This is a genomic window from Klebsiella grimontii (assembly GCF_042137965.1).
In the GTDB taxonomy this organism is placed as follows: Bacteria; Pseudomonadota; Gammaproteobacteria; order Enterobacterales; family Enterobacteriaceae; genus Klebsiella; species Klebsiella grimontii.
The window spans coordinates 2,010,746-2,030,282 of the sequence record NZ_CP169721.1; the positions used below are offsets into that span (position 1 = coordinate 2,010,746).

General features: G+C 50.9%; 21 protein-coding genes. 13 read left to right on the forward strand and 8 right to left on the reverse strand.

Annotation, left to right across the window (positions count from 1 at the left end; all coding sequences use genetic code 11):
• Positions 1 to 20: 20 nt before the first annotated feature.
• The 4 genes from ACE3MN_RS09525 to ACE3MN_RS09540 all read right to left on the reverse strand — a co-directional run bounded on the left by ACE3MN_RS09525 (position 21) and on the right by ACE3MN_RS09540 (position 4,408).
• A complete protein-coding gene (locus tag ACE3MN_RS09525; protein WP_024359900.1) occupies positions 21 to 1,478 on the reverse strand; it encodes a glucosyltransferase domain-containing protein in 1,458 nt (485 codons plus the stop codon).
• Positions 1,475 to 2,467, reverse strand: coding sequence for a glycosyltransferase family 2 protein (locus ACE3MN_RS09530; RefSeq protein WP_032711001.1), 993 nt, complete (start codon positions 2,465 to 2,467; stop codon positions 1,475 to 1,477). Before ACE3MN_RS09530 ends, ACE3MN_RS09525 begins: the two co-directional genes overlap by 4 nt.
• A complete protein-coding gene (locus ACE3MN_RS09535; RefSeq protein WP_102649745.1) occupies positions 2,464 to 2,853 on the reverse strand; it encodes a GtrA family protein in 390 nt (129 codons plus the stop codon). Before ACE3MN_RS09535 ends, ACE3MN_RS09530 begins: the two co-directional genes overlap by 4 nt.
• A gap of 484 nt (positions 2,854 to 3,337) precedes the next feature.
• Positions 3,338 to 4,408: a porin gene (locus ACE3MN_RS09540; protein ID WP_024359897.1), complete on the reverse strand. Its 1,071-nt coding sequence runs from the start codon at positions 4,406 to 4,408 to the stop codon at positions 3,338 to 3,340.
• Between the two features lie 624 nt (positions 4,409 to 5,032).
• Here ACE3MN_RS09540 and drpB point away from each other — a divergent pair.
• Genes drpB through ACE3MN_RS09560 form a run of 4 tightly spaced genes read left to right on the forward strand, consistent with a single transcriptional unit; the run spans position 5,033 to position 8,017 of the window.
• The gene (drpB, locus tag ACE3MN_RS09545) at positions 5,033 to 5,314 is read left to right on the forward strand and encodes a cell division protein DrpB (RefSeq protein ID WP_102649744.1); all 282 of its coding nucleotides are present in this window, start codon (positions 5,033 to 5,035) and stop codon (positions 5,312 to 5,314) included.
• A gap of 42 nt (positions 5,315 to 5,356) precedes the next feature.
• Positions 5,357 to 6,052 carry a phosphohydrolase gene (locus ACE3MN_RS09550; RefSeq protein WP_049089595.1) on the forward strand — a complete coding sequence of 232 codons (696 nt, stop codon included), beginning with the start codon at positions 5,357 to 5,359 and terminating at the stop codon, positions 6,050 to 6,052.
• Positions 6,053 to 6,108: 56 nt separating this feature from the next.
• Positions 6,109 to 7,542, forward strand: coding sequence for a DNA cytosine methyltransferase (locus ACE3MN_RS09555; RefSeq protein WP_180971288.1), 1,434 nt, complete (start codon positions 6,109 to 6,111; stop codon positions 7,540 to 7,542).
• Entirely contained in the window at positions 7,523 to 8,017 is a 495-nt protein-coding gene (locus ACE3MN_RS09560) for a very short patch repair endonuclease (protein WP_004136586.1), read from the forward strand. Before ACE3MN_RS09555 ends, ACE3MN_RS09560 begins: the two co-directional genes overlap by 20 nt.
• Here ACE3MN_RS09560 and yedA read toward each other — a convergent pair.
• Complete coding sequence (gene yedA, locus ACE3MN_RS09565) at positions 7,992 to 8,903, reverse strand: drug/metabolite exporter YedA (RefSeq protein WP_024359895.1); 912 nt, start codon at positions 8,901 to 8,903, stop codon at positions 7,992 to 7,994. The two genes, ACE3MN_RS09560 and yedA, sit on opposite strands and share 26 nt — an antisense overlap.
• Before the next feature lie 183 nt (positions 8,904 to 9,086).
• Here yedA and ACE3MN_RS09570 point away from each other — a divergent pair, with 183 nt between their 5' ends.
• From ACE3MN_RS09570 to dgcQ, 3 genes are all read left to right on the forward strand, one after another.
• Positions 9,087 to 9,998 (forward strand): DUF808 domain-containing protein, encoded by a 912-nt coding sequence (locus ACE3MN_RS09570; protein WP_004136590.1) that lies wholly within the window; start codon positions 9,087 to 9,089, stop codon positions 9,996 to 9,998.
• A gap of 75 nt (positions 9,999 to 10,073) precedes the next feature.
• Positions 10,074 to 10,253 (forward strand): YodC family protein, encoded by a 180-nt coding sequence (locus ACE3MN_RS09575; RefSeq protein ID WP_004122136.1) that lies wholly within the window; start codon positions 10,074 to 10,076, stop codon positions 10,251 to 10,253.
• Between the two features lie 107 nt (positions 10,254 to 10,360).
• Positions 10,361 to 12,028: a cellulose biosynthesis regulator diguanylate cyclase DgcQ gene (gene dgcQ / locus ACE3MN_RS09580; RefSeq protein ID WP_004136593.1), complete on the forward strand. Its 1,668-nt coding sequence runs from the start codon at positions 10,361 to 10,363 to the stop codon at positions 12,026 to 12,028.
• A 329-nt stretch (positions 12,029 to 12,357) separates the two neighbouring features.
• Here the strand turns inward: dgcQ and yodD are convergent, their stop codons facing one another.
• Positions 12,358 to 12,573, reverse strand: a complete 216-nt coding sequence (yodD, locus tag ACE3MN_RS09585; RefSeq protein WP_004136598.1) for a YodD family peroxide/acid resistance protein — start codon at positions 12,571 to 12,573, stop codon at positions 12,358 to 12,360.
• 132 nt (positions 12,574 to 12,705) lie between these two features.
• Here yodD and dsrB point away from each other — a divergent pair, with 132 nt between their 5' ends.
• Positions 12,706 to 12,894, forward strand: a complete 189-nt coding sequence (dsrB, locus tag ACE3MN_RS09590) for a protein DsrB (protein WP_004136599.1) — start codon at positions 12,706 to 12,708, stop codon at positions 12,892 to 12,894.
• Between the two features lie 41 nt (positions 12,895 to 12,935).
• Here the strand turns inward: dsrB and rcsA are convergent, their stop codons facing one another.
• A complete protein-coding gene (rcsA, locus tag ACE3MN_RS09595; protein ID WP_004136600.1) occupies positions 12,936 to 13,559 on the reverse strand; it encodes a transcriptional regulator RcsA in 624 nt (207 codons plus the stop codon).
• A gap of 454 nt (positions 13,560 to 14,013) precedes the next feature.
• Here rcsA and yedD point away from each other — a divergent pair, with 454 nt between their 5' ends.
• Positions 14,014 to 14,427 carry a lipoprotein YedD gene (yedD, locus tag ACE3MN_RS09600; protein WP_024359893.1) on the forward strand — a complete coding sequence of 138 codons (414 nt, stop codon included), beginning with the start codon at positions 14,014 to 14,016 and terminating at the stop codon, positions 14,425 to 14,427.
• Positions 14,428 to 14,476: 49 nt separating this feature from the next.
• Here yedD and amyA read toward each other — a convergent pair whose 3' ends face one another.
• Entirely contained in the window at positions 14,477 to 15,964 is a 1,488-nt protein-coding gene (gene amyA / locus ACE3MN_RS09605) for an alpha-amylase (RefSeq protein WP_024359892.1), read from the reverse strand.
• A gap of 201 nt (positions 15,965 to 16,165) precedes the next feature.
• Here amyA and tcyJ point away from each other — a divergent pair, with 201 nt between their 5' ends.
• The 4 genes from tcyJ to tcyN all read left to right on the forward strand — a co-directional run bounded on the left by tcyJ (position 16,166) and on the right by tcyN (position 19,481).
• On the forward strand, positions 16,166 to 16,966 hold the full coding sequence (tcyJ, locus tag ACE3MN_RS09610; protein WP_004136603.1) for a cystine ABC transporter substrate-binding protein: 801 nt from the start codon (positions 16,166 to 16,168) through the stop codon (positions 16,964 to 16,966).
• A 95-nt stretch (positions 16,967 to 17,061) separates the two neighbouring features.
• Positions 17,062 to 18,048, forward strand: coding sequence for a D-cysteine desulfhydrase (gene dcyD, locus ACE3MN_RS09615; protein WP_024359891.1), 987 nt, complete (start codon positions 17,062 to 17,064; stop codon positions 18,046 to 18,048).
• Between the two features lie 15 nt (positions 18,049 to 18,063).
• Positions 18,064 to 18,732: a cystine ABC transporter permease gene (tcyL, locus tag ACE3MN_RS09620; RefSeq protein ID WP_004103458.1), complete on the forward strand. Its 669-nt coding sequence runs from the start codon at positions 18,064 to 18,066 to the stop codon at positions 18,730 to 18,732.
• Positions 18,729 to 19,481 (forward strand): L-cystine ABC transporter ATP-binding protein TcyN, encoded by a 753-nt coding sequence (gene tcyN / locus ACE3MN_RS09625; protein ID WP_004122108.1) that lies wholly within the window; start codon positions 18,729 to 18,731, stop codon positions 19,479 to 19,481. Before tcyL ends, tcyN begins: the two co-directional genes overlap by 4 nt.
• Positions 19,482 to 19,537 lie beyond the last annotated feature (56 nt).

Sequence of the window (19,537 nt, forward strand, 5' to 3'; positions counted from 1 at the left end):
TACGGGAATGATGAAAAGTTTCAATAGTGAGTGGTTGAACTCCTCATGGCATCGCCCGTTTTTATAATGATGCAATCAGTGGTGCATTGCTCCTTTGCCGTCAGAATAACATTTTCTGGAAGCCTGAAATGCATTGACTTGCTCATTAAGATTTGCTCCGCCATCCCCTTGATAGCCCAGGGGGCCGCAAGGGAAATATTGCCAAACTCGTCATAACGTTGTGTTTTAGTAAAGGCATTATAGGCGGGATCTTGAATGTCAAAAAGAACATCCCCTGTAAATGTTTTTCCCACCTTGTAGGAAAGCGCGCTTGCTAATGCGTTTAACTCCGATTTTTGCGGGATAATGAAACCATTAAAGATATTGTATGATGCAGCAATCATCGCGAATACCGTCAATATGGGTAGCGCTTTTTTTGCTATATTGAGTTTGCTTGTCAAGGCATCTACACCAATAATTATAAGAGCGCATATGAAAAATTCCAGTGCTATCAGCGACCTATATGCAGCCCAGTTTTCCTTGACTAGTAAGTTTGGAGAGTAGGCACCAATCCCCATGATAATGAACATGAGAACTTTCATAGGCCCTGATTTGCCTTTTATTATTGAAAGTAAACCTATTGCGCAAATTATTAATGAGAGAGTTGTGAATAAGGGGCCTGGGGTTATATTAAAGTTGTTGATGGCGTTAATCAATGGTTCTTTTATAAACCATTGTAATTTCTCAAGTGGATTATTAGTTAACTCGGCACGTGCAATTGAACTGCCATATAACCATACAGGTACAAATTTTGAAAACAGCAGACTGCCAAGCATGCCGATAAATAAAACAGCGCCACTGATTAAAACAATATTCATGGAAAATGGCTTGTCTTTTTTCAGGCAGTTATCAAGCATGACGAAAAATAAAAATGCCATCGCCGTTGGTTGATATATAGCAAATGCAAACCATAGAATAATGATGGATGCTGCAAATCTTATAATTGTCGTGTTCTTGTTTACGGGTTTTAATGTAGCGTAACTTGTTCCGGCAAGGAGTATAGAGAGTACGAACGGGAAACATGTCGCCCATGCACTATATACCTGTATTGCCGGCGTCAGGCCTATTAATAAAGGGAGGGTAATTGTTGTGATGTTACGCTCGAATATGTTTCTTTTTTCTATAAATAAAAAGAGGAAAAAGCAAAGCGCAAATACCGTTATTATGGTAAAAAATCTAAGATAGGCAAGGTCATTGATATTATGAACTAGCGTAAAGCCAAGTCGCCTGGCAACGGCATACAAGGGTCTGCCGGATTGCATATCCCATTGAAACGGAGAACCTTTCCCTGAAAAAACATCGGATAGTGTCGACCAATCGTCTGAAAATGCGTAACTAAATATAATAGTTGGGCTATAAACTAAGAAAATTGCTGCAAGGTAAAGCATGGCAATAACTTTTTTAGTGCAAGGAGACATCCGTTCGTCCTCAGTGTTCATTGCTCGCCTCTCATTTCGTGCTTTGCTACCTCTTCGATAAAATATTTTGGCCGATTTTTGGATTCCATATATATTTTCCCAACGTATTCGCCAATTATCCCCAAAGAAAGCATCTGGACACCGCCAAGGAAGAAAATCGCAATCATTACAGATGTCCAACCCGCAACGGTATTTCCCAAAATCTTCTCAATGAAGGCATAGATTGCAGCTAGTGAAGATAGAAGGCATGTGATAACCCCAGCGGCGGCGATCATACGTAACGGGGTAATTGTCAGAGATGTTATTCCTTCTAACGCCAGTGCTACCATCTTTTTCAAGGGGTATTTTGATTCGCCTGCAACCCTTTCATCTCTGCTATAATAAACACTGCTAGACTTATAACCCAACAGCGGAATTAGCCCTCTTAAATATAAATTTTGTTCTTTAAAATCCTTCAATGCTGTCAGTGCGGTACGGCTAAGAAGCCTAAAGTCCGCATGGTTAGGAACCTGATTGACACCGAGCCCTGACATCAGAGAATAGAATTTATTGGCTGTTGCCCTTTTGAATACTGAGTCACTACTCCTGTTGTCGCGTACGCCGTAAACAATCTCAAACCCTTCATTATATTTGTCTATCATTTTCTCAATGCAACCTATATCATCCTGTAAGTCTGCATCGATACTTACGGTAACGTCCGTATCCGCGTTTGCCAACCCCGCCAGCAGGGCTATCTGATGGCCCCGGTTCCTTGATAATTTCAGGCCGCGGATGAATGACTTTTCCTGTGATGTGGATTTGATTTGTTCCCAGGTGTTGTCTTTACTGCCATCATCGACAAAGAGGATATAACTATTTCGAGCGATTTTTTCTTTTGCCAGGAGGTTTTTTAATACAGTGGTGAGCCCCTCCAGACAGTATGGGAAGGCGTCTTTTTCATTATAACAAGGAACAACGATTGCTAACGAAGGTATTTGACTCCTCGCGTTGTTTATATTAATTTCTTTCATTTCATTGACCAGTATTTGTTTAGAATAAAACCAGCTGTAGTGTAAATAATCATACCTACAACTTGTGCTGTATAGATAGCATTAGGTATGACGATGAAAAAAACTTTTATTGCTATTAAATTTAAAATATAACAAAAAGCGCATGTGGATACGAATTTGATAAACCTCAGAGGGCTCAATGTCTTTGAGAAAGTGAACTTCGCATTCATAACAAAACTGAAAATAATGCCAACGACATATCCTGTTGCGTTTGAAGGGTAGACTCCCACGCCGGCCTGCATCAGGCCAAATATAGCAATTGCCGTAATTGCTGTATTTGCCAGGCCAACGATAATGTACCTGACCGCTTCTCTGGATATGTTTTTTTTCAAGGTATGATTAATCATTTATTGATTTACATCAATTTTTAAAGGGGCAGTTAAGAGACTGAATGCGCAATTGATATAAGCAATGAGCTCCTAGAATATAAGTATTTGACGCTAACTCGTGGTCTGTGTCAACCAGGGTTTTTATTACAGTAGACATATTCCTCTGTGGGTATTGTTTTACGCTTCTCCACCCGAGTTTGTTTGGACATGATTATGCCGAATGGCGAGGATATAAAAGCCGGAGAGCTATCGGAGGTGTGAGTTCTGGTGCGGCGGTTACCAGGCAGCCCTGCGGTGTTTGTTAATTTGCTACTCTTCCCTGCTTAGTCACCTCCTTGTAACTGAAATTTTCAGGACTGAATTTAGCATCAAATGATTTTCCGGCATGGGCATTCTTCAGACTAAAGACTTACAGGATCAATCACCACCTCCCCAGGAGGTGGTTTAGGGGTGACAACGAAAAAAGCCCGCATTAAGCGGGCTTTAGGTTAATGAGACAATCTTAGAACTGGTAGGTGATACCTACAGCGAACTGATCGTCAGTGGCTGCGCCACTTACCGCCGCATCTTCATCATCGATCAGATTGAATTTGTATGCGGTGTAAACGTTGAAGTTTTTGTTGAAGTAGTACCAGGTACCCAATTCAACGTAGTTCATGATATCCGCATTGGTGTCTTCTTTGGCGCCAAGGTCTTTACCTTTCGCGTAGACATAGCCCAGGGACGGACGCAGGCCGAAATCAAATTGATATTGAACAACGGCTTCGATGTTCTGGGTGTGATTGGCAAAACTGCCAAAAGTCGTTTTCTCCAGCGGAGTCATGTTACGGGATTCGCCATACATGACTGATGCATACAGATTATTTGCATCGTATTTAGCCGCCAGGTTCCAGACTTCAGCTGTTTCGCCCCGCTTGTCCGCAGCTTGCTCATCAGTACGATCGGAGTTGCTGTAGGCGCCAACGAAACCGAAGCCGTCGATGTTGTAGTTAACGGAGAAACCGAAACCGTCGCCGTTTGATTTTTTCGCGGTGGTGTCGTTATTTTTACCCTGATACTGCAGAGCAAAGTTAAGGCCATCAACCATGCCGAAGAAGTCGGTATTACGGTAGGTTGCAACACCGTTGGTACGACCGGTCATGAAGTTGTCGGTGTAAACCAGGCCGTCGCCGCCCCACTCAACCAGCATATCGGTATAACCTGCCGCGTCATAAACCACGCCGTAGTTACGACCATAATCGAATGAACCGTAGTCGCTGAATTTCAGACCGGCGAATGCTAAACGGGTAGCGCTGCCCTGCTGACCTTCCGGTTTGTCCGCTTTGATGTTGTATTCAAACTGGCCATAACCGGTCAATTCGCTGCTAATCTGGGTTTCGCCTTTAATGCCGAAACGCGCATAGGAGGTATCGTCAGAATTGTTGTTGTCGCCATCATGGGTCATGATGTGTTCGCCAACCATTTTGCCGTAGAAATCCAGTTTGTTGCCGTTCTTATTATAGATTTCTGCTGCATTAGCCGCGCCAGCGACTAATAAAGCTGGAACCAGAATTGCCAGTACTTTTCTTTTCATTATATATTCCCTTTTAATCATAATTAATATGAATTGTGTCATTCCTTCCGGGGTGACTATTTGATACTAGCGATTAAGTTCATTTTTCTTTAAATTAAATATGTAACTAAATTATATCTAATATTACAAAATGTTTCCGTTATATTCATTATATTAAAATTATATTGTTTTGTGATAATTTATTTCCTGCATTTATGGCTTTTAATAACATGGACTTATGCTTCTTCGTTGATTGGATTTTGTTGTAGATAAGTTTCATGCATCCTATATGTTGTTATTTAATATTTATTTTACGAATAATTGTTTTGCACGTCTTTAAACGTAGGTTTATCTTTCAGAGGATGATCTGAGTAAGAGTAATGACTGGTGAAATGAGGATCGAAGGAGGGTGAGTGAAAAAGAGCCAGAAATTAAATGCCATTCATAAATTTGTATTATTTAAAAATGGAATAAATTCATTGAATATATAGCCGGCATTATGACAAAGAAGCTGGATGATGCACAAAAATGCATCGGGTAGAGAGATCTGCTGCCTTGCAAGAATTTTCGCTATATAATGTGATGGATATCACTATTTTTGACTGGCAAGTGATGTTGCTTGTTGAGTTCACGGAGAGCAAATGAATGGAAGATAAAGCGAAAAGAAGTCCTGGTGGGAAACTGGCGCTGTGGGCATTTTATGCTTTTTGTGGTTATTTCCTCTGGGCGATGGCGCGTTACTGGTGGGTTGTCGGGCAGATTCAAAGCGTGCCCGGCGCTACGATTGATGGCGAACTTGGTTCAACGGCAGGGAAATGGATTGGCGCTCTGTTGGGATTTCTGGTGTTAGGCATCGTGTGGGCCATTCTTGGCGCAATTGCCTGGTACACGCGCCCTAATGCGCAGATCTATGAACATCACGAATAAAGTTGCTATGCTCGTTGCTGGCCTGTTACCTAAGGAACGTGCATGGACCTTTTTCACTGGCAGCAACGATTTGAAACCTGGCTAACCGAACATCACGCGCAAGGGGATGCGGCTCATGATATTTCGCATTTCCGCCGGGTATGGGCTACAGCGCAGCGGTTGGCCGAAGATACGGATGCTGACCGTCTGGTGATCCTGACCGCCTGCTATTTTCATGACATCGTCAGCCTGGCGAAAAACCATCCTGAGCGTAGCCGCTCTTCTGCGATGGCGGCGGAAAAAACGCTGGCTATCCTCCAGTCAGCTTTTCCTGATTTCCCCGCTGAACGCTACGCGGCGGTTTTACACGCTATTGAAGCGCACAGTTTTAGCGCGGCGATTGCTCCGCGAAGCGAAGAAGCGAAAATCGTTCAGGACGCCGATCGACTCGAGGCGTTGGGGGCGATTGGCCTGGCGCGCGTTTTTGCCGTGTCCGGCGCGCTGAACAATATCTTGTTTGATGCCAGCGATCCCTTTGCCGACCGGCGGGAATTGAATGATAAAACCTACGCGCTGGATCACTTCCAGTGCAAGCTGTTGCGTTTACCGCAAACGATGCAGACTGAAAAGGGCCGGGCAATGGCGATACACAATGCGCGCTTTCTGGTGCAGTTTATGGCCAAGCTCAGCGCGGAGCTTCGTGGAGACCCGATGGCTATTGATGACGAGGTTTTGCAGCGCTTTAACCCACTCGCGTAAAACTGGCTGCGCTATTTATGGTAACCTCTGCAAAAATAGTCGGGCTGGTTGAGGTTATGGCGCAAAATTTATCCAAGGAAAATCCCCCGTCTTTGAAGGTTGAACATACCGGAGAAGATGCGCAGGCGCTATTGCGCCAGCTGATGGCGATATATGATGTCAAAACGCTGGTCGCGCAACTGGTTGCCGTCGGCGAGCAGCACTGGAGCCCGGCTATACTGAAGCGCGTTGCGACGGTAACGCGCGCGGCAGGTCGTATAACTGCGCAGGAGCAGGCCCACCTGCGCACGCTCTTGCCGCAGCCGCCTGCGCATCATCCGCATTATGGATTCCGCTTCGTCGATCTGTTTGCCGGTATCGGCGGCATTCGTCATGGTTTCGAGGCGATTGGCGGGCAATGCGTGTTTACCAGCGAGTGGAATAAACATGCGGTGCGCACCTATAAAGCCAACTGGTACTGCGATCCTGAGCAGCATTGTTTCAATGAAGATATCCGCGACGTCACGTTGAGCCATCTCCCCGAGGTGAGCGATGAAGACGCGGCGCAGCACATTCGCCAGACAATCCCGCAGCATGATGTTCTGCTGGCCGGCTTTCCCTGCCAGCCTTTTTCGCTCGCCGGCGTATCGAAGAAGAATGCCCTTGGCCGCGCCCACGGCTTTGCCTGCGAAACGCAGGGGACGCTGTTCTTTGACGTAGTCAGGATTATCGCCGCCCGGCAGCCGCCGATATTTGTTCTGGAGAACGTCAAAAACCTGAAGAGCCACGATAAGGGGCGGACGTTTCGTATCATTATACAGACGCTGGATGAGCTGGGTTATGAGGTTGCTGATGCGGCGCATACCGGAGCGGATGATCCAAAAGTGATCGACGGGCGTCATTTTTTACCTCAGCACCGGGAACGCATTGTGCTGGTGGGTTTTCGGCGCGACCTCAAGCTGCATGAGGGATTCACCCTGCGCGATATCGCCACTCTCTATCCCTCCGTTCGCCCAACTTTCGGCGAGCTGCTGGAACCCGTGGTTGACGACAAATTTATCCTCACCAGAGTGCTGTGGAAATATCTCTATCGCTATGCGCGCAAGCATCAGGAGCGAGGGAACGGTTTTGGCTACGGGCTCGTTGACCCCAAGAATCCGCGCAGCGTGGCGCGTACGCTGTCTGCCCGCTACTACAAAGATGGCGCGGAGATCCTTATCGATCGCGGTTGGGATCGGCCTTTAGGCGAAAAGTCTTTTGACGATGCGGAGAACCAGCTTCGGCGTCCGCGTCGGTTGACTCCCCGCGAGTGCGCGCGTCTGATGGGATTTGAAGCGCCGCAGGGATACCATTTTCGTATTCCGGTATCGGATACCCAGGCCTATCGCCAGTTTGGCAATTCGGTTGTCGTGCCGGTCTTTGCGGCGGTAGCGAAGCTGCTGGCGCCGCGTATAGCAAGAGCGGTGGCTTGCCGTGAGCAAGAGATTGACCATGGCCGATGTCCACGATAAAGCCACCCGCAGTAAAAACATGCGCGCGATCGGCACCCGCGATACGGCGATTGAAAAACGGCTGGCGGGACTGCTGGCGCGTGCAGGATTTTCCTTTACCGTGCAGGATGCCGCGCTGCCCGGCCGCCCGGATTTTGTGGTGGCCGAGTATCAGTGCGTTATCTTTACCCACGGCTGCTTCTGGCATCATCATAATTGCTACCTGTTTAAGGTCCCCGCGACGCGAACTGAGTTCTGGCTGGATAAAATAGCCAAAAACGTGGCGCGCGATCGCCGTGATATCGGCCTTCTGGCGGAGCAGGGATGGCGAGTGCTGGTGGTCTGGGAGTGCGCGCTGCGAGGGCGCCAGAAGCTCAGCGACGAAGCGCTGGGGGAACGGCTGGAGGAGTGGATCTGCGGCGGAGGGAACTGCGCGCAGATCGATACGCAAGGTATAGGTCTGTTAGACGTTACTTCTGCGCCTTACAGGAGGTGATGTCGCGGCGAGCCGGAAGCAGGTACTTGCCGAGCGTGACCAGAACGACGGCGAAGATGATGATTCCCAGCGCCAGCCACTCTACGGCGGATAAGCTTTCGCCGGCAAAACCGGTGCCCAACAGCACGGCGACCACCGGGTTAACGTAGGCGTAGCTGGTCGCCACGGCAGGTGTAACGTTGCGAATCAGATACATATAGGCGTTGATGGCGATAAGCGAACCAAAGATCGCCAGATAGGCGACGGCAAAAATGCCGGACCACGACGGCATTTGGGTTAATTTTTCTCCGGTTAGCGTGGAGGCGATCATCAGCACGACGCCTGCCGCCAGCATCTCAATGGCGCCCGCCATCATCCCCGTCGGTAGCTCGATTCGCGAGCCGTAGACGGAACCAAACGCCCAGCTCATTGAACCGATAAGTATTAGCAGCGCGCCCCAGGGGTTACCGTTCAGGTTGCCGCCGCTGTTGAGCAGTACGATCCCCGCGAGACCAATAGCGATACCCAGCCATTCAAGTTTGCGGGTCGCAATACCAAAAAAACGGCTAAAGCACAGGGTGAACAGCGGCACCGTCGCGACCATGACCGCCGCAATACCGGAAGGTACGTGCTGGTGCTCGGCGAGAGTGACAAAACCATTCCCCACGGCCAGCAGTAACACGCCAATCAGCGCCGCGTTGAGCAGAGGCTTTCGCGCAGGGAGCTTATAGCCGGTTGCCAGTAGCCAGGCGGTCAGCACCGCGCCCGCGGAAAGAAAGCGCACGCCAGCCATCATTAGCGGGGGCCAGCTGGCGACGCCGACGGCGATAGCGAAATAGGTGGAACCCCAGATGATATACAGCGCAAACAACGCCCCGATGAGCGGCAACAGCTGACGGGTAGACATACTTCCTCACGACGGTGCAGAGACAGAAAGGGGAGATATAGTAAACGTGAAAACTCGCGTGCTGGCGAGCGCTTTAATTCGCCTGCTATGGTTAAATTTTTGTTGACTATGGACACTGGTGGGCGAAAAAGCGCTTTTGCTTCATACTTCAGGAGGAACAACCATAAATGAAGGAATGCAATTTTGGCGGGAAGTAGTCTATTAACCTTATTGGATGATATTGCCACTTTACTCGATGATATTTCGGTCATGGGGAAACTGGCAGCAAAAAAAACGGCAGGCGTATTGGGAGACGATTTATCGCTTAATGCTCAACAGGTCACCGGCGTGCGGGCCAACCGCGAATTGCCGGTCGTTTGGGGCGTAGCCAAAGGCTCACTGATCAATAAAGTGATCCTGGTACCGCTGGCATTGTTGATCAGCGCTTTTATCCCGTGGGCGATTACCCCGCTGCTGATGCTGGGGGGGGCGTTTCTCTGCTTCGAAGGCGTCGAGAAGGTGCTGCACAGTCTGCAGGCCCGGAAGCATAAAGAGGATCCGCAGGTTCGCCGGCAGCGGCTTGAGGCCCTGGCGAGCCAGGACCCCATGGCTTTTGAACGGGATAAAGTGAAAGGGGCAATACGTACCGATTTTATTCTGTCGGCTGAAATTGTCGCGATTACGCTGGGGATTGTGGCTGAAGCGCCGTTATTAAATCAGATCCTGATTTTGTCCGGCATCGCGCTGCTGGTGACGGTGGGGGTTTACGGTCTGGTGGGGATCATCGTCAAGCTTGATGATATGGGCTACTGGCTGGTGGAGAAAACCAGCTCGTTGGCGCAGTGGTCAGGCAAGGCTTTGTTGGCGATTGCGCCCCGCCTGATGAAAGTGTTGTCCATCGTTGGCACGCTGGCGATGTTCCTGGTCGGCGGCGGCATTGTGGTGCACGGTATTACGCCGCTGCACCATGCCATTGAAAATCTGGCCCATGGGCAGAATGCGGTGATTGCCTCGCTGCTGCCAACGGTCGCCAACCTGGTGCTGGGATTCATCATTGGCGCTATTGTGTTGGCCGGTGTGAAAGCGATTGGCGCTCTTCGTCGTCCGGCGAAGTAAATGTGCTCCTGCTCATGCAAAGTGGTTCAGCTTCGTCTAAGGTAAATCTGTTTCTTCCTGATACCGGAGGCAAAAATGGTCTTGTTGGTCAGTGATGAAGTGAGGCGAAAAAACGGTGGCCCCCGCATGGTCGTTACCGGGTTCGCCAGCGGCATGGTGGAGTGCCGCTGGTATGACGGTTACGGCGTTAAGCGCGAGGCGTTTCGTGAGGATGAACTTATTCGCGGAGGGGGAGGGAAGTCGAATCGCACCTGACCCTTTATCAGCGCCCGGCATTCGTCGGGCGTTTTCATAATAGTGATTATTTTACAAACAGGGAGCGTGGATGACGTTTGCTTCTTTAACTGTGCTGCGAGAAAACGATGGATAAGCTGATGTGGGTGGAAAAATTGCGTCAGATTTTAAGCCCCGGATATGTGGTTAACCTCTGTTTTTTTATCGTCTTCTGCTTCTCCACGCTGCTGATATGGCGTGAGATCAAGGTCCTGGAAGAAGCCTACGTTGCAAACCAGCGCAATAATCTTGAAAACGTGGCCCATGAGTTCGACAGTTTGCTGCAGTTTAATATCGACAGAATGATTTTTTTTCGCAACGGTATGCGGTCGGCGTTGGGTACGCCGTTGGATTTTGCCGCGCTGCGCAAGGCCGAAGAGGATTACTTAACAAAGCGGCACGATCCCATATGGTCGGTTGAGATCCATAACCGCCGGACGCTGCCGATCTACGGCGTCGCGGATGCCTTTGTCGACAGCGACGCGCTGCTTTCCCGTGATAATCCCTTTTCCGGAAATGAGCTCATGGCCACACTGGAGCTGGGTTATATGCTGCGTCTGGCCAATAACAACCGTGGATTTGCGAAACGCATGCTGTACGTGTCGCGCAGCGGTTTTTTTACGACGACCGAGCTGCCGAAAAATTCGACGCAGGCGCTGGCTCTCTATTCGCGGGCAACAGGCGCCGCCTGGTTTACCCGACAAACGCAGCGGAATAATCCTGCTCGCGGTATTGTGTGGCAAACGTTCCCCGATGATGAATCGCAGCGCGAAATGCAGGTGGTGACGGCGTCTATTCCGCTTGATTTCCAGCGCTACTGGCTCGGCGTTCTGGCGATGGATTTCTCGGTACAGGAGATGAAAACATTTCTGGTCAATGCGATCAAAACGGGCGAGGAAGGTGAGTACCAGCTTTATGATAATCGACTCAATTTAATTGCCTCCTCCGCGCCGGGCAACGTGCTGACGCTGCTGTCGCCGCGTGAACAGGAGATGCTAAGCCGCGCCTCTTCCCATGAGAATCAGGGCGGGATTCGCCTGGTCACGCGCTATATCAGCTGGGAAAATTTACGCAATTTTGATGGGGTGCTGATCCGTATCCATACTATCCAGGAAGGGGTCCGCGGTGATTTTGGCAGCATCACCATTGCGCTGATGCTGATGTGGTTAATGTTCACTTTGATGCTGCTGATCTCCTGGCTGGTCATTCGTCGAATGGTGCGCAACATGAGCGTGCTGCAGACCTCGCTGGAATGGCAGGCCTGGCATGATGCGCTGACCCGTTTATTAAACCGCGGCGCGCTGTTTGAACGCGCCATTGCGGAAACTCGCCTGAGCGAGCGTCTGAAGCGGCCTGTGGCGGTAATTCAGCTCGATCTGGATTATTTTAAAAGCGTTAACGATCGCTTCGGTCATCACGCGGGGGATCGCGTGCTGTCGCTGGTGGCCAGCACTATCGCCAGCCATATTCGGCAAGGCGATCTGGCGGGGAGGGTTGGCGGGGAGGAGTTTTGTATTGTGCTGCCCAATACCCCGTTAAAAGAAGCGCAGGTGATTGCTGAACGGATCCGTATCCGGATCAATAGCCGCGAAATTTTGCTGGGTAACAGCATTTCTTTGCGTATTACCGCTTCGCTTGGGGTGAGCGGTAGCGATGATACCGGCGAATATAACTTCGAAAATTTGCAGTCAGTCGCCGATCATCGCTTGTATCTGGCCAAGCAGAACGGGCGCGATCGGGTCTGTGCCGAAGGGTGAAAGAAATTTCTCTTGTGAATAAATTGAATTGAAATCATCTACTATGGTTATTGTGTTGAGATTATTCTTAAAAATCGTTTAGCGGCAATCGGACGTTCGTAGAAGAACGAAGGGTTGCAGTCCTTGCCTGGCGAGCTTTGCCAGCGTGGCGGTGATGCTAAGCCACATTTTTCAATAATTTGCTTCATGAATGTTTGTTGTCATGCAAAATAATTGAGGGTAATGTTTGTAGCGCATCGGAAATCCTGGTGTAACGAATTTTCAAGTGCTTCTTGCATTAGCAAGCTTCATCCCGACTCCTGCGAGTCGGGATTTTTTTCGCGCAGAATTCAGCGGTTGGCTTCGGTGACGCTGAAGTCATGGATATCGAGTTCAAAGGCCTCAGCCAGCTCGCGCCAAGTATGGTAATCCCGGCCATCAATACTGACGCGGTGGGGATCGTCTTGCGTACGCTGCACTTCACTTTCGCTGATTTCATTAATCGCCGCCAGCAGGGCGTCAACATCAACGCCGCCTGCGCCATTATTTTCTTTGGCGGTTTTCATTTCGGCTACCTCGCTTAACTCAGATAGGGCCTCTTAAGTATAGACGGTCTACAAAAACAGCAGTTACCGGGCCGGACACTGCGCGATCGCCTGTTTTGTTCTACACTGGCTCAAAAATAGAGGAGATGAGTTATGCAGGTAAACGATCGTGTCACGGTGAAGACCGATGGCGGCCCACGTCGATCGGGTGTTGTGCTGGCGATAGAGTCGTTTAGCGAAGGGGTGATGTATCTGGTTTCGCTGGAAGATTATCCGCTCGGCATCTGGTTTTTTAACGAGAACGGGCATCCCGACGGTATTTTCGTTGAGCGGGACGAGTGACTTGCCGTAAGTGAACTGGCGGCAGCGGCCGCCAGCGTCTTTCAACGCAGGTTGACATGAATTCCGGACGTGATGTTTTCAGTCAGTCGTACGATGTGATAAATCACCTGTTTATTGTGGGTGTGAATTTTCTTTTTAATATTGCCCTTGTGCGATGAGACGGTCTTCGCCTTAATGTTCATCTGCGCTGATATGTGCGAGGTTCCGTGACCAGCCATCCACATCTGCAGCATATTTGACTCGGTCTGGCTTAAAGACAGCGTGGGGATATTAAGCCGGGCGGCACGATAGTTCTCATATTTCAGGCGGATGGCGAGAATGTCATCGAGGTCTTTTTCGGTCAGAGATTTAGAGCAAATAAGTAAGTTTTTGCGCACCAGCAGGTAGTGGTTGAAATGAATATTCGCCAGCGACATAAAGATCACAAATAGCGTCGCAGGATACTGGCTAATGATTTGCCGGATTAGCTGGTTGCTGTCTTCATGATGAATAAAGCAATCTTCGTTGATAAATACCACTGAAGGTCGGCTGGTCTCACAGAGGGCTTTCAGGCTTGGCGCACTGTGCACTTCAGTGATATCTCGCTTCCTTACCCCCCTGCCAGTGAGGTACCCGGTTAATCCCAGCCGGGTGAAGCTGCACAAATCCATAATAATCGTTGACATGACCCATCCTCAATCAACACGTAACGATAATTTATTCCTCGCCGACAAGCGATGAAGTCCATTTAGTTAGCAATTAAAACGACTGCTGCCATGGAACCATTAGGCAGCCTGAACTATTTCGTATAAGCCCCATAATTTGCCAGGAATATTCTCAAAGTAAAGGCTACAAATCGCTATGTGGAGGAAATAAAAACATTAAATACCCGTCATATATAGGATGGCCATTATGGCGGTATTTTAAAATAGGATTATCCTTATATTGAATGGTTAAAATAACATCTTCTGATTTATCGGTTTTATAAGATGAGTAAGAATAACTTAACATTCGAAGGCAATTTTTAGCCATATTGGCTGAGCCGGCCGCGTCTTGCTGCGCCGCTCCCCGATCCGGGAAGGGTGGCGAGCTTAACGCTTTAATGCCACAATGTTTTTTTATCGGTTTGTGGGATGGATGATGAAAAAGATAGTGTTTGCTGGTGCTCTGCTGACCCTCGCCGGGTGCGTTCAGGTTGATAGCTACAGCGATGTTGTTAAAGCGCCAGCGCCGACAGGGCTGGAAGGATACTGGCAATCGGCAGGCCCGCAGAGCGAGATGATGAGCCCGGAGGCGATCGCCAGCCTGATAGTGACTAAACAGGGTGACACGCTTGACTGTCGTCAGTGGCAGCGGGTCATCGTCCTGCCGGGGAAATTAATGAAGCGTGATGACGCGGTTTATAACGTCACCTCCGCTTTGGACGTCTATCCGATTGAGCGCGAAGGCGATACCCTGAGCTACGATCGGATGACGCTTAAAAGGGTGGATCGTCTCACCCCGGAGTGTGAACTGGCACGGAAAAAAGCGTCGGCGGATAAAAACGGACAATAAGCTTTTTGCGGGCTGAAAACCTTCTCAGCCCGCGGTGTTTCCCCGTATTTTACAGCACCTCTTCAATAACCCAGACGCTGACGCTGCCGCCGTTACAGGTAAAGATGCCGTTTCCTTCGTCGTCGGTTTCAATGACCTCCTCACGGTTGCCGAGAAAATCCCGCCAGCGTTTATTACGGTAGTTTTCGCCCAGAGGCAGCGTTTTTTCGCCGTCGTCGCCGTTGGAAAGCACCACCACGCAGCCCGGATCTTCCTCGGTGCCGCTTCGGCTGAAGGCGATACAGTTCGGATGATCGAACCACAGCGTTTGTACGCCGTGAGCAAAACGCTGACGGGCATCAATCAGCTCATGTAATTGCTCGATCACCGGCATCTCAATGGCGTAGGTCTCGCCGTCGCCGCCGGTATCCTCATAGCTGGCGCCGAACAGATCGGCATAAAAGACTGACGGAACGCCGTTCTCACGTAACAAAATCAGCGCATAGGCCAGCGGCTTGAACCAGGCCTCAACCGGCGCCTCCAGCGCCTGCAGCGGCTGGGTGTCGTGGTTAGTCACCAGAGTCACAGCGTGGAACGGGTCGGCTTCCACCAGCGTGCCGCTAAAAATCTGGCTCATGTCGTAATCGCGACCCTGCCGCGAGGCTTCATGGAATTTCATCTGCAGGGGGGCGTCGAAGAGCATCGTCTTGCCGTCAACCATGGCGATATACTGCTGGAGCTTATCGACTTCATGCGACCAGTATTCCGCGACGATAAACAGCGGTTTTGTCGCGACCTCCTGGACGTGGTCGATCCACTCTTTATAAAACCAGGCGGGGATATGCTTAACCGCATCGAGACGGAAGCCGTCGCAGCCGGTTTGTTCCATCACCCAGCGCGCCCAGTACTTAATCTCCTCGGTCACCGCCCGATTACGAAAGTCGATATTTTCGCCCATCAGATAGTCGAAGTTACCCATCTCATCATCGACCTGATCGTTCCATCCCTCCCCGGTATAGTCGTTGACGATTTTAAACACGCCATCTTCGTCGGGATTCTCGATATGATCGATGCCGCTGAAGCACTTATAATCCCAGATGAATTCAGAGTATTGGCCGGCCCGTACCGGGAAGGTGTAGCGCGTCCAGGCTTCACACTCAACAATCTCATCGGCGATCTGCGTGCGGTCGTTTTGATCAACACGCTGAATGCGTACCGGCTCTTTCTCATCCGCGCCCATTTTATGGTTGACCACCACGTCGAGCAGCACGGCGATATCGTGCTGGCGCAGCGCGGCGATAGCGGCCAGTAGCTGGGTTTTATCGCCGTATTTAGTGGCGACAGACCCCTTTTGATCGAACTCGCCGAGATCAAACAGATCGTAGCAGTCATAACCGACCGAATATCCTCCGGAGGCTCCCTTATAAGCTGGGGGCAGCCAAATCATATTGATACCGATTTCATTGAGGTTCGGCGCCAGGGCCTCGACTTCACGCCATAATTCGCCGCCGGTGGGGTAGTACCAGTGAAAGCACTGCAGTAACGTGGGGTTTTTCATCTTCCATGCTCCAGACGTCATCAAGCTGACTATTGCAGTATGAGAGATATCCAGCAAAATGCAGACGTTTCGCCTACGTTTTCCCTATGCCCTAAAAGGCATCATATATAATAATTTGGAATAAGATGTAGCGTATCGATGTTGGTGACCGGGGCTAAACGCCTTACACTATTGCAAAATATCACTCTGTTAGGGGTATCTATGAAATTAGCACTTCTGGGTCGTCAGGCGCTGATGGGCGCAATGGCCGTTGTATTAATGGCTGGCGTCAGCGCAAAAACCTTTGCGGCTGAAAATCTGCTCAATCAGGTTAAAGAGCGCGGCACGTTACGCGTTGGCCTGGAAGGGACTTATCCGCCATTCAGCTACCAGGGAGATGACGGTAAGCTGACCGGTTTCGAGGTGGATTTTGCTAACGAGCTGGCAAAACACCTTGGGGTGAAAGCTGACCTTAAACCCACTAAGTGGGACGGCATGCTGGCTTCGCTGGATTCTAAACGTATCGATGTGGTGATCAACCAGGTCACTATTTCCGATCAGCGTAAGAAAAAATATGACTTCTCTACGCCGTACACCATCTCCGGGATTCAGGCGCTGGTGAAGAAAGGTAACGAAGGCGTGATCAAAACCGCTGCCGACCTGAAAGGTAAGAAAGTTGGCGTTGGCCTGGGCACCAACTATGAAGAGTGGCTGCGCCAGAACGTACAGGGCGTCGACATTCGTACTTATGATGATGACCCGACGAAATATCAGGATCTGCGCGTAGGCCGTATCGACGCTATCCTGGTTGACCGCCTGGCGGCGCTGGATCTGGTGAAGAAAACCGGCAATACCCTGGCTGTAACCGGGGAAGCTTTCTCCCGCCAGGAGTCCGGCGTTGCGCTGCGTAAAGGTAATGAAGACCTGCTGAAAGCGGTTGATGGCGCCATTGCGGATATGCAAAAAGACGGCACCCTGAAGGCGCTGTCGGAAAAATGGTTTGGCGCTGACGTGACGAAGTAACGACCGGCGATGAAAAAAGGCGCTCTTGATAGCGCCTTTTTTTATTTCGTGCGCCATAGCGTGCATAATCAAGGATAACTCAGTCAGGAGGTATTATGTCACTGCAAAATTTAACCCTTTTCCCGCGTCTGGAACTGATTGGCGCGCCGACGCCGCTTGAATATCTGCCGCGCTTGTCCGATTACCTTGGCCGCGAAATCTTTATCAAGCGTGATGATGTGACCCCGCTTGCGATGGGCGGCAACAAACTGCGTAAGCTTGAGTTCCTGGCGGCTGATGCGCTGCGGGAGGGGGCGGATACGCTGATTACCGCAGGGGCCATCCAGTCCAACCACGTGCGCCAGACGGCGGCCGTGGCGGCAAAACTGGGCCTGCACTGCGTGGCGCTACTGGAAAACCCAATCGGCACCCGGGCCGAGAACTACCTGACTAACGGTAACCGTCTGCTGCTTGACCTGTTTAATACTCAGGTCGAAATGTGCGACGCGTTGACCGATCCGAATGCGCAGCTGGAAGAGCTGGCGACCCGTATCGAGGCTCAGGGCTACCGTCCGTACACGATCCCGGTTGGCGGTTCGAACGCGCTGGGCGCGCTGGGCTACGTTGAGAGCGCGCTGGAAATTGCCCAGCAGTGCGAAGGAGCGGTTGAGCTCTCCTCCGTGGTCGTCGCGTCCGGCAGCGCCGGTACGCATGCGGGCCTCGCCGTGGGGCTTGAGCAACTGATGCCCAATGCCGAGCTTATCGGCGTGACCGTGTCGCGCAAGGTGGCCGACCAGCTGCCGAAAGTGGCTGCGCTGCAGCAGGCGGTGGCCAATAGCCTGGAGCTGGAGGCAAAGGCTGGGATTCAGCTCTGGGATGACTACTTTGCGCCGGGTTACGGGACACCGAACGACGAAGGGATGGCCGCTGTGAAGCTACTGGCGCAGCTGGAAGGTATCCTGCTGGATCCGGTTTATACCGGGAAGGCGATGGCTGGACTGATTGATGGCATCAGCCAGAAACGCTTTAAGGATGAAGGCCCAATACTGTTTGTTCACACCGGCGGCGCCCCCGCGCTGTTCGCCTATCATCCTCATATCTAATGCAGAACACATAGAATGCAAGAGAGTATCCAACTGGTGATCGATTCTGCGCCTTTTCTGCTGAAAGGCGCGGTATTTACCCTACAGCTCAGCATCGGCGGCATGTTTTTTGGCCTGGTGCTGGGGTTTATTCTGGCGCTGATGCGTATGTCGCCCGTCTGGCCGATTAAGTGGCTGGCGCGGATGTACATTTCCATCTTTCGCGGAACGCCGCTGATAGCGCAGCTGTTCATGATCTATTACGGCTTGCCGCAGTTTGGCATTGAGCTGGATCCTATTCCCGCGGCGATGATCGGCCTGTCGCTCAATACGGCGGCCTACGCGGCGGAAACGCTGCGCGCAGCGATTGCCTCGATTGATAAAGGGCAATGGGAGGCGGCAGCGAGTATCGGGATGACGCGCTGGCAGGCGATGCGCCGCGCTATTCTTCCCCAGGCGGCGCGCGTGGCGCTACCGCCGCTGTCCAACAGTTTTATCAGCCTGGTGAAAGATACGTCGCTGGCGGCGACGATCCAGGTGCCGGAACTGTTCCGCCAGGCCCAGTTGATCACTTCCCGGACGCTGGAGGTTTTCACCATGTACCTGGCCGCTTCGCTTATCTACTGGGTAATGGCAACGGTGCTTTCTACGCTGCAGAACTATTTTGAAAATCAGCTGAACCGCCAGGAGCGAGATCCAAAATGAGTGCGATTGAAGTCAAAAACCTGGTGAAAAAATTCCATGGCCAAACGGTGCTCCACGGTATCGACCTTGAGGTTCAACAGGGTGAAGTGGTGGCGATCATCGGTCCCAGCGGGTCGGGGAAAACGACGCTGCTGCGCAGCATTAATCTCCTGGAGCAGCCGGAAAGCGGCACGATTCGCGTTGGCGACGTGACGATCGATGCCGCGCGCAGCATTAACCAGCAAAAAGCGGCGATTCGTCGTCTGCGTCAGCATGTGGGCTTTGTGTTTCAGAATTTTAATCTATTCCCCCATCGTACAGTGTTGGAAAACATTATCGAAGGGCCAGTCATCGTCAAAGGGGAGGATAAAAATGAATCCATCGCCCGGGCGCGTGAACTGCTCACGAAAGTTGGGCTTACCGGTAAAGAGAATAGCTACCCGCGCCGTTTGTCCGGCGGACAGCAGCAGCGCGTGGCGATAGCTCGCGCGCTGGCGATGCGTCCCGATGTCATTCTATTTGATGAGCCAACGTCGGCGTTAGATCCGGAGCTGGTCGGTGAGGTCCTCAATACCATTCGCCAACTGGCTCAGGAGAGGCGCACGATGGTTATCGTGACCCATGAAATGAGCTTTGCCCGTGACGTTGCGGACCGTGCTATTTTTATGGATCAGGGGCGTATCGTTGAACAGGGAGAAGCGAAATCCCTGTTTGCTAACCCTCAGCAGGCGCGTACCCGGCAGTTCCTCGAAAAATTCCTGATGCAATAATTTCTTTGCGCTGGCCGCATTCGCTCAGGCGGATGCGGCAGGCCGCGAAGAATTTC

Coding starts and splice junctions, on each gene's coding strand:
- ACE3MN_RS09530 (WP_032711001.1), bottom strand. CDS start 2,467: ATGAAAGAAATTAATATAAACAACGCGAGGAGTCAAATACCTTCGTTA.
- ACE3MN_RS09575 (WP_004122136.1), top strand. CDS start 10,074: ATGGTCTTGTTGGTCAGTGATGAAGTGAGGCGAAAAAACGGTGGCCCC.
- ACE3MN_RS09560 (WP_004136586.1), top strand. CDS start 7,523: ATGGCCGATGTCCACGATAAAGCCACCCGCAGTAAAAACATGCGCGCG.
- tcyN (WP_004122108.1), top strand. CDS start 18,729: ATGAGTGCGATTGAAGTCAAAAACCTGGTGAAAAAATTCCATGGCCAA.
- ACE3MN_RS09555 (WP_180971288.1), top strand. CDS start 6,109: ATGGCGCAAAATTTATCCAAGGAAAATCCCCCGTCTTTGAAGGTTGAA.
- rcsA (WP_004136600.1), bottom strand. CDS start 13,559: ATGTCAACGATTATTATGGATTTGTGCAGCTTCACCCGGCTGGGATTA.
- ACE3MN_RS09525 (WP_024359900.1), bottom strand. CDS start 1,478: ATGAACACTGAGGACGAACGGATGTCTCCTTGCACTAAAAAAGTTATT.
- dsrB (WP_004136599.1), top strand. CDS start 12,706: ATGCAGGTAAACGATCGTGTCACGGTGAAGACCGATGGCGGCCCACGT.
- yedA (WP_024359895.1), bottom strand. CDS start 8,903: ATGTCTACCCGTCAGCTGTTGCCGCTCATCGGGGCGTTGTTTGCGCTG.
- yodD (WP_004136598.1), bottom strand. CDS start 12,573: ATGAAAACCGCCAAAGAAAATAATGGCGCAGGCGGCGTTGATGTTGAC.
- amyA (WP_024359892.1), bottom strand. CDS start 15,964: ATGAAAAACCCCACGTTACTGCAGTGCTTTCACTGGTACTACCCCACC.
- ACE3MN_RS09535 (WP_102649745.1), bottom strand. CDS start 2,853: ATGATTAATCATACCTTGAAAAAAAACATATCCAGAGAAGCGGTCAGG.
- drpB (WP_102649744.1), top strand. CDS start 5,033: ATGGAAGATAAAGCGAAAAGAAGTCCTGGTGGGAAACTGGCGCTGTGG.
- yedD (WP_024359893.1), top strand. CDS start 14,014: ATGAAAAAGATAGTGTTTGCTGGTGCTCTGCTGACCCTCGCCGGGTGC.
- ACE3MN_RS09550 (WP_049089595.1), top strand. CDS start 5,357: ATGGACCTTTTTCACTGGCAGCAACGATTTGAAACCTGGCTAACCGAA.
- tcyJ (WP_004136603.1), top strand. CDS start 16,166: ATGAAATTAGCACTTCTGGGTCGTCAGGCGCTGATGGGCGCAATGGCC.
- dgcQ (WP_004136593.1), top strand. CDS start 10,361: ATGGATAAGCTGATGTGGGTGGAAAAATTGCGTCAGATTTTAAGCCCC.
- dcyD (WP_024359891.1), top strand. CDS start 17,062: ATGTCACTGCAAAATTTAACCCTTTTCCCGCGTCTGGAACTGATTGGC.
- tcyL (WP_004103458.1), top strand. CDS start 18,064: ATGCAAGAGAGTATCCAACTGGTGATCGATTCTGCGCCTTTTCTGCTG.
- ACE3MN_RS09540 (WP_024359897.1), bottom strand. CDS start 4,408: ATGAAAAGAAAAGTACTGGCAATTCTGGTTCCAGCTTTATTAGTCGCT.